Here is a 6,176-nt window from a genome sequence, read left to right on the forward strand (position 1 = left end):
CGGCCTGCAGCACCACCGACAAGGAGAATCGATGAAGCGCAACACGCGGATGTGGGCAAGGGTCGCCGCCACGGTGGCCGCAGCCTCGCTGGTCCTGAGCGCCTGCGGGGGCGGGGACGACGACGGCGACTCGGGGAGCGGAGACCTGACCAAGGTCAAGCTCCAGCTGCAATGGGTGCCCCAGGCACAGTTCGCCGGCTACTACGCCGCCGTCGACCAGGGCTACTACGAGGACGAGGGCCTCGACGTCGAGATCGTCGAGGGCGGAGCCGACATCGTCCCGCAGGACGTCCTGTCCGCCGGCGATGTCGACTACGCCATCTCGTGGGTCCCCAAGGTCCTCGGCTCGATCGAGAAGGGCGCCAAGATCACCGACGTGGCCCAGATCTTCGAGCGCAGTGCGACGACGCAGATCTCGTTCAAGGACAAGGGCATCACGAGCCCGGCCGACCTCGACGGCAAGAAGGTCGGCAGCTGGGGCTTCGGCAACGAGTGGGAGCTGTTCGCCGGCATGCAGAAGGACGGAGTCGGCGTCAAGGACGTCAAGCTCGTCCAGCAGGCGTTCGACATGAACGGCTTCCTGGCCGGTGACATCGACGCGGCCCAGGCCATGACCTACAACGAGTACGCCCAGGTGCTCGAGACCAAGAACCCCAAGACGGGGGAGCTCTACACGCCCGAGGACCTCAACGTCATCGACTGGAACGACGTCGGCACGGCGATGCTGCAGGACGCGATCTGGGCGCAGACCGACAAGCTCGAGGACAAGGCGTACGCCGACCAGACGACCAAGTTCGTCAAGGCCTCGATCAAGGGCTGGGTCTACGCACGGGACAACCCGGAAGAGGCTGCCAAGATCGTCACGGCTGCGGGTTCTCAGCTCGGGGAGAGCCACCAGCTCTGGATGACCAATGAGATCAACAAGCTGATCTGGCCGTCCACGGCCGGCATCGGCATGGTCGACGAGGCGGCCTGGAAGCAGACCGTCGACATCGCGCTGGGCACCAAGAACGAGACCGGCGCGACGATCATCTCCAAGGCCCCGCCGGCGTCGGCGTACTCCAACACGTACGTCGAGGCGGCCCTCAAGGAGCTCAAGGACGAAGGCGTGGACGTCGACGGCAAGGACTACAAGCCGATCGAGGTCACGCTCAAGGAGGGTGGCAACTAGCCAGGGGGTGAAACGGACCGGCGCGATCCTCAGGGGTCGCGCCGGTTTCCGCCGGACGGCCCGGCCAGGAGGCCGTCACGGCGCGTGGTCGGCGTCCCAAGCGTCGAGGTTGGTGTTGACCTCTTGAGCGACCTTGAGGACGAGGGGTGTGAAGGTCGGGGCCTGCTCGGCGTCGGCAGGAGCCGTGACCGACACGACGCGGCTGCCGGTGAAGATGCGCGCGCTCGCGAACTGGCCGTCGTACAGGGTGTTGCCGATCGTCCCGTCCTCATCGAGAGAGCTGAAGAGAGCGTCGTCGTCCTCCTGGTATCTGGTGGCGACCTTCTCGATCGCGGCGCGCTCTTCGGCGACCGAGTCGTCGCCGGAGACCTCGTGGACCGACGCCATCAGCACGGTGAGGATGCCGTCTGGCGCGTACAACTTGCACTGGACGTTTCGGTCGTCGGACTTCGGCAGATCAGGACCGCCGAAGTCCTTGATCTTGAGGTCGCCCACGATCGGTTGGACAGTCTTGGGATCGATCAAGTCGCAGTACATCGAGCTCGTCTCCTTGGTCGGCGTGTCGCCATCACACGCGGTCAGCACTAAAGTCATCGCGGCCAGTGCCGCCGCCAGGCGCAGCCTTGAACGACCCATGTCAGCCGTCCTCGGGCTCAGGCCGCACACGGTCGTAGCCGTCCAGGGCCGGGGCGATGATGCCCGCGAGTGCGGCGCCCGGCCCGTCGGCCGTCGGGTCGGTGCTGTAGAGGTAGTTGATGGCCTCTTGCACCTCGTTGCGGTCGTCGATCCGCTGCTGCCTCTCGGACGCTGAGATGCCCTCCTCGTCGGGGTCGGGCAAACCGTTCGTGCCGTCGACACGGATGTCCTCGCGGAACCGGCGATCCGCACCCTCGCCCTCGATCAGGACATCGGGGATGTCGAAGTCGTCCAGGTAGCCGGTCGCCAGCAGCTGGTCGTAGGTGTTGTACTGGATGAGGTTCTCGAACTGGTCGTTGCTCTGGGTCGCGTACTCGCCGGACGTGGCATTCGGGGAGTTCTCGATCGCGTCCTTGAGCGCCCCGAGCCCTTCGTCCTTGGCCGTGTCGATCGCGGTCTCCCAGAGGGTGTCCTTGACGCCCGCGATGACATCGCCGGCTCCTGGGACGAAGCTGGTGGCGATGTCGAAGGCCTTGGCTGCGAACTCGGCGCGCTTCGCGTCGAGCTCCTCGCCGTACTCCTTGGACTCCAGGCCCCAGTCGAGGACGCGGCCGAGCACCTCGCCGCTGGTGTCACTGACGCCGGTGAGCTCGAGGAGCTCCTGGGCGTTGAGGTCCGACAAATGGCGATCCCCTTCGGGCCCGTAGGACTCCAAGAAGCCGCGATAGCGTTCGTTGCCCTCGGCGAGCAGCGCTGCGGACAGCGACTCCAGACCGCTCATGTCGTCGTGATAGCCGATCATGTTGATGGTCTTCTGCAGATCTTCCGCGCTGATCTGCAAGTGGCCCGGGCCGGTCGGCTGGGTGTCGCTCTCGCCGACGATGTCGAAGATGTCGTCGGCGTACGCGGCACCGATGTTGCCGAGCGCAACCGAGGTCCCTGGGTAGCCGAAGTACTCGCCGTCCAAGATCCAGGCGTTGTCCTCCGAGCCGTTCTTGTCGGCAGCGAACTCAAAGAGGTCGGTCGCGAAGCCGGCGCTCCACTCGTCGCTGTAGCCGATGCCGGGGATGTATTCGTGGGTCGTGTTCCCGGCGGCCGCCGCTTCGAGGGCGACCCCGAGCCCGTATCCCTCGTCGCTGCCGTTGCTCCCCGAGAAGGTGCGCTCCAGCATGAGGTACTCGACGCGTGAGTTGGTGCCGCCGGGGTCGCCGTTCTCGTAGCCGTTGGCGAAGAATCGCTGGGCCGCCTCGGATGTGTGACCCATCGAGCCCAGCAGGTTGGCCAGGCCATCGACGCGGCGCGCGGCGTCGATGGTGTCGAGATCTCCTTCGACGACGACGTCGGGATCGAACAGGTAGCCGCCCATGCTCATCCCGTTGTCTCCGGACTCGACGCGCGGGCCCCACACCGCGCCGTCCTGGTCACGCTCCCACTGATAGACGTCCTCGGTGAGGTTGTAGAGGAAGTCGGGGTCGAACGCGGCGTTCTCCCCGCCCTTGCGGATCAAGAACGTCAGGGCCGCGGCGTTGCCCTGGTTGTCATCGTCGGTGATCGCGTCGAACCAGGTCTCGGCCAGCGCCTCAGGATCATCGACTGCCTTGGTGTAGGTCGCGAACGTCGTGCCGGCACCGTTGATGAACTGGCTGTACAACGTCTGCGCGTCCTCATCGAAATCGCCAATTATCCCGTTCGGGTAGGCGGCCTCGTTGAGGTGCTGGATCGCGTCGGTCATCTGGTCCGGGGTGACCTCGGAGTACAGGCTCTCGCTGAACTCGGCGGAACGACCGAAGCCGGCCAGCAAGGTGGTGGTCTCGGTGTCGATGTTGCTCGGGTCGACGATGTCGGCCTGCACCCATCCGGCGATCTTCGCCTCGGAGTCGGCGCTGAACGCGTTGGTGACGCGGTCCATGGGCACTCCGGCCTCGCCTGCGTGTGTCAGCACGCTGACGACTCCCGCCTGGCCCAGTCCGGTCAGGAACGCATCCTGGAAGTCCGGGCTGTCCTCATGGCCGGCCGCCATGTCGAGGTACTTCTGGATGTCCTCCTTGGTCGTCGCCCCCTCAAGGCGGGTGGCGACCATGGTGCCGAGGTCCGCGGTCATCGTCTCGATGCTGTAGTCACCGGTGTAGGTGTAGGTGACTGTCCCGTTGCCCTGGGTGTCCAGCAGCTTGGCGATGTCCAGCACGACCGTCAAGGGGGACTCGGCTTGGTCCTCGGCCCATGTCGAGAAGATGCCGGCGGCGCCGCTGGAGGTCAGCGTGGTGATGCTGGCGTGGTAAGGCACGGCGTTGGTGACGCGGCGTCGCGCGTTGTCGACATCGATGCCGAGCGTGGTCAACTTCTCCACGGCGCTCTCGAGCGCCGGGACGTGGACAGTGAGGCTTCCCATGGACGTCAGACCGGGATGTTGCTCGGGCGGTGACCCGAGGCGTTGTAGGAGTTTCCGCGCCAGTTGCCCTCGTCGACCTCGTCGGGCTCGTTGCGCCACATCGAGTCGAGCTCGGTCCACGCGGTGTCGAACTCGCCCATGATCGGCGAGCACTTGGCGGTGAAGTCGGCGATCCAGTCGTCGGCGGCGTCGCAGACCCAGCCTTCGTGGGTGGCGATCTTCGTCTTGACGCTCTCGCCGATACCGCCGTTGGCCTCCAGGGAGGTGCGGGCCTCTTCGATCACGCCCAGGGCGTCGCCGAGCGCCCGCTTGAAGTTGTTCGTTTCCTTGCCTGCCACGTGGCCCCCCTGGGCAGTCGAACGTCGCGCGTCGGTCGTCATCCTCGCCACGCCACGTGTGAACCGTCGTGTGGGAGATGTTGTCACGGATGGCTCCGCGCGGTCCACCCAGCGCAGGGCGAACCGCGAGGTCGATGGGCCTCGGCGTGACCGACTATCCTTGAAAACGCAATGAACGCTCCTGAACGCACGGCATACCTCGACCATGCGGCGACGACGCCGATGGTTCCAGAAGCGATCGCGGTGATGACCGAGGAGCTGGCCCGCACGGGCAACGCGTCGTCGCTCCACGCCTCCGGACGCAACGCCCGGCGTACGGTCGAGGAGGCGCGCGAGCTGATTGCCGAGCGGTTCGGCGCGCGGCCCAGCGAGGTCGTGTTCTGCTCCGGCGGCACCGAGGCCAACAATCTCGCGATCAAGGGCCTCTACTGGTCGCGGCTCGCGCAGGACCCGGCGCGCCATCGCGTCGTGTTCAGCTCGATCGAGCATCACGCCCTGCTCGACCCCGTCACGTGGCTCGCCAAGCACGAGGGCGCCGAGATCGACATGACCCCGGTCGATGCGACCGGGCGGATCCTGGTCGACGAGCTGCGCGCCAGCGTCGAGCGTGACCCCTCGACCGTCTCGGCGGTCACGACGATGTGGGCCAACAACGAGATGGGCACGGTCCAGCCGATCGCCGACGTCGTGCAGATCGCCCGCGAGCACGACATCCCGGTGCACAGCGACGCGGTGCAGGCCGCCGGATACCTACCCCTCGACTTCGCCGCGAGTCAGCTCGACGCCATGACGATCACGGCGCACAAGCTCGGTGGCCCGGTCGGGGTCGGTGCGCTGCTGTTCCGCCGTGAGCTCGAGGCGACGCCGCTGCTGCACGGCGGCGGCCAGGAGCGCGACCTGCGATCCGGCACGCTGAGCGTCCCGCTGATCGCCGCCTTCGCCGCTGCTGTCGATGTGACCGTGGGCCGACAGGCCGAGACCGTCGGGCGCATCGAGGGGCTGCGGCGCCGGCTCATCGAGGGCATCGTGCGAGTCGTCCCCGACGCGATCATCAACGGCGATTCCGAGCCCGGCGCCGGCCACCGGCTGCCCAACATCGCCCACGTGACGTTCCCGGGCTGCGAGGGCGACGCGATGCTGATGCTGCTCGACGCCCAGGGCATCGAGTGCTCGACCGGTTCGGCGTGTGCCGCGGGCGTGCCGCAGCCCAGCCACGTGCTGCTGGCGATGGGCTACGACGACGTCGCCGCTCGCGGATCGTTGCGGTTCAGCCTCGGCCACACCTCGACGGAGGCGGACGTCGACCGGCTGCTCGCGGCGCTCCCGGCGGTGCACCAGCGTGCGCAGAAGGCCTCGTTGGTGAGGGGCTCGTCATGAGGGTCATCGCAGCGATGTCCGGCGGGGTCGACTCGGCGGTCGCGGCCGCGCGAGCCGTCGATGCGGGTCACGACGTCACCGGCGTACACCTCGCGCTCAGCCGCAACCCCCGGTCTTACCGGTCCGGCGCGCGCGGCTGCTGCTCGATCGAGGACGCCGGCGACGCCCGCCGCGCCGCCGACCAGCTCGGCATCCCGTTCTACGTGTGGGACATGAGCGAGGAGTTCGCCGACAACGTCGTCGACGACTTCATCGCCGAGTACAC

The 6,176-nt window shown here is 67.2% G+C and carries 5 protein-coding genes and 1 pseudogene; 3 read left to right on the plus strand and 3 right to left on the minus strand.

Features of this window, described 5'->3' with window-relative positions:
* Positions 1-31 precede the first annotated feature (31 nt).
* Positions 32-1,171, plus strand: a complete 1,140-nt coding sequence (locus V6M46_RS07245; RefSeq protein ID WP_332663329.1) for an ABC transporter substrate-binding protein — start codon at positions 32-34, stop codon at positions 1,169-1,171.
* 75 nt (positions 1,172-1,246) lie between these two features.
* On the opposite strand, the gene V6M46_RS07250 is transcribed toward V6M46_RS07245, so the two are convergent.
* From V6M46_RS07250 to V6M46_RS07260, 3 genes are read right to left on the minus strand one after another with little or no spacing between them, the layout of a single operon-like run.
* Complete coding sequence (locus tag V6M46_RS07250; protein WP_332663330.1) at positions 1,247-1,807, minus strand: hypothetical protein; 561 nt, start codon at positions 1,805-1,807, stop codon at positions 1,247-1,249.
* 1 nt (position 1,808) lies between these two features.
* Positions 1,809-4,196 carry a hypothetical protein gene (locus V6M46_RS07255; RefSeq protein WP_332663332.1) on the minus strand — a complete coding sequence of 796 codons (2,388 nt, stop codon included), beginning with the start codon at positions 4,194-4,196 and terminating at the stop codon, positions 1,809-1,811.
* Between the two features lie 5 nt (positions 4,197-4,201).
* Positions 4,202-4,534 (minus strand): hypothetical protein, encoded by a 333-nt coding sequence (locus tag V6M46_RS07260; protein WP_332663333.1) that lies wholly within the window; start codon positions 4,532-4,534, stop codon positions 4,202-4,204.
* Between the two features lie 171 nt (positions 4,535-4,705).
* Here V6M46_RS07260 and V6M46_RS07265 point away from each other — a divergent pair, with 171 nt between their 5' ends.
* Together V6M46_RS07265 and V6M46_RS07270 are read left to right on the plus strand one after the other, a co-directional pair.
* Complete coding sequence (locus V6M46_RS07265) at positions 4,706-5,911, plus strand: cysteine desulfurase family protein (protein ID WP_332663335.1); 1,206 nt, start codon at positions 4,706-4,708, stop codon at positions 5,909-5,911.
* Positions 5,908-6,176 (plus strand): annotated as a pseudogene (locus tag V6M46_RS07270) (tRNA 2-thiouridine(34) synthase MnmA); the annotation flags it as partial. The gene V6M46_RS07265 and the pseudogene V6M46_RS07270, both read left to right, overlap by 4 nt.

It is taken from the genome of Aeromicrobium sp. (genome assembly GCF_036676885.1).
In the GTDB taxonomy this organism is placed as follows: Bacteria; Actinomycetota; Actinomycetes; order Propionibacteriales; family Nocardioidaceae; genus Aeromicrobium.

Bases quoted from the DNA above. Each gene is read 5' to 3' on its own strand.
- V6M46_RS07245 (WP_332663329.1), top strand. From the start codon at position 32: ATGAAGCGCAACACGCGGATGTGGGCAAGGGTCGCCGCCACGGTGGCC.
- V6M46_RS07250 (WP_332663330.1), bottom strand. From the start codon at position 1,807: ATGGGTCGTTCAAGGCTGCGCCTGGCGGCGGCACTGGCCGCGATGACT.
- V6M46_RS07255 (WP_332663332.1), bottom strand. From the start codon at position 4,196: ATGGGAAGCCTCACTGTCCACGTCCCGGCGCTCGAGAGCGCCGTGGAG.
- V6M46_RS07265 (WP_332663335.1), top strand. From the start codon at position 4,706: ATGAACGCTCCTGAACGCACGGCATACCTCGACCATGCGGCGACGACG.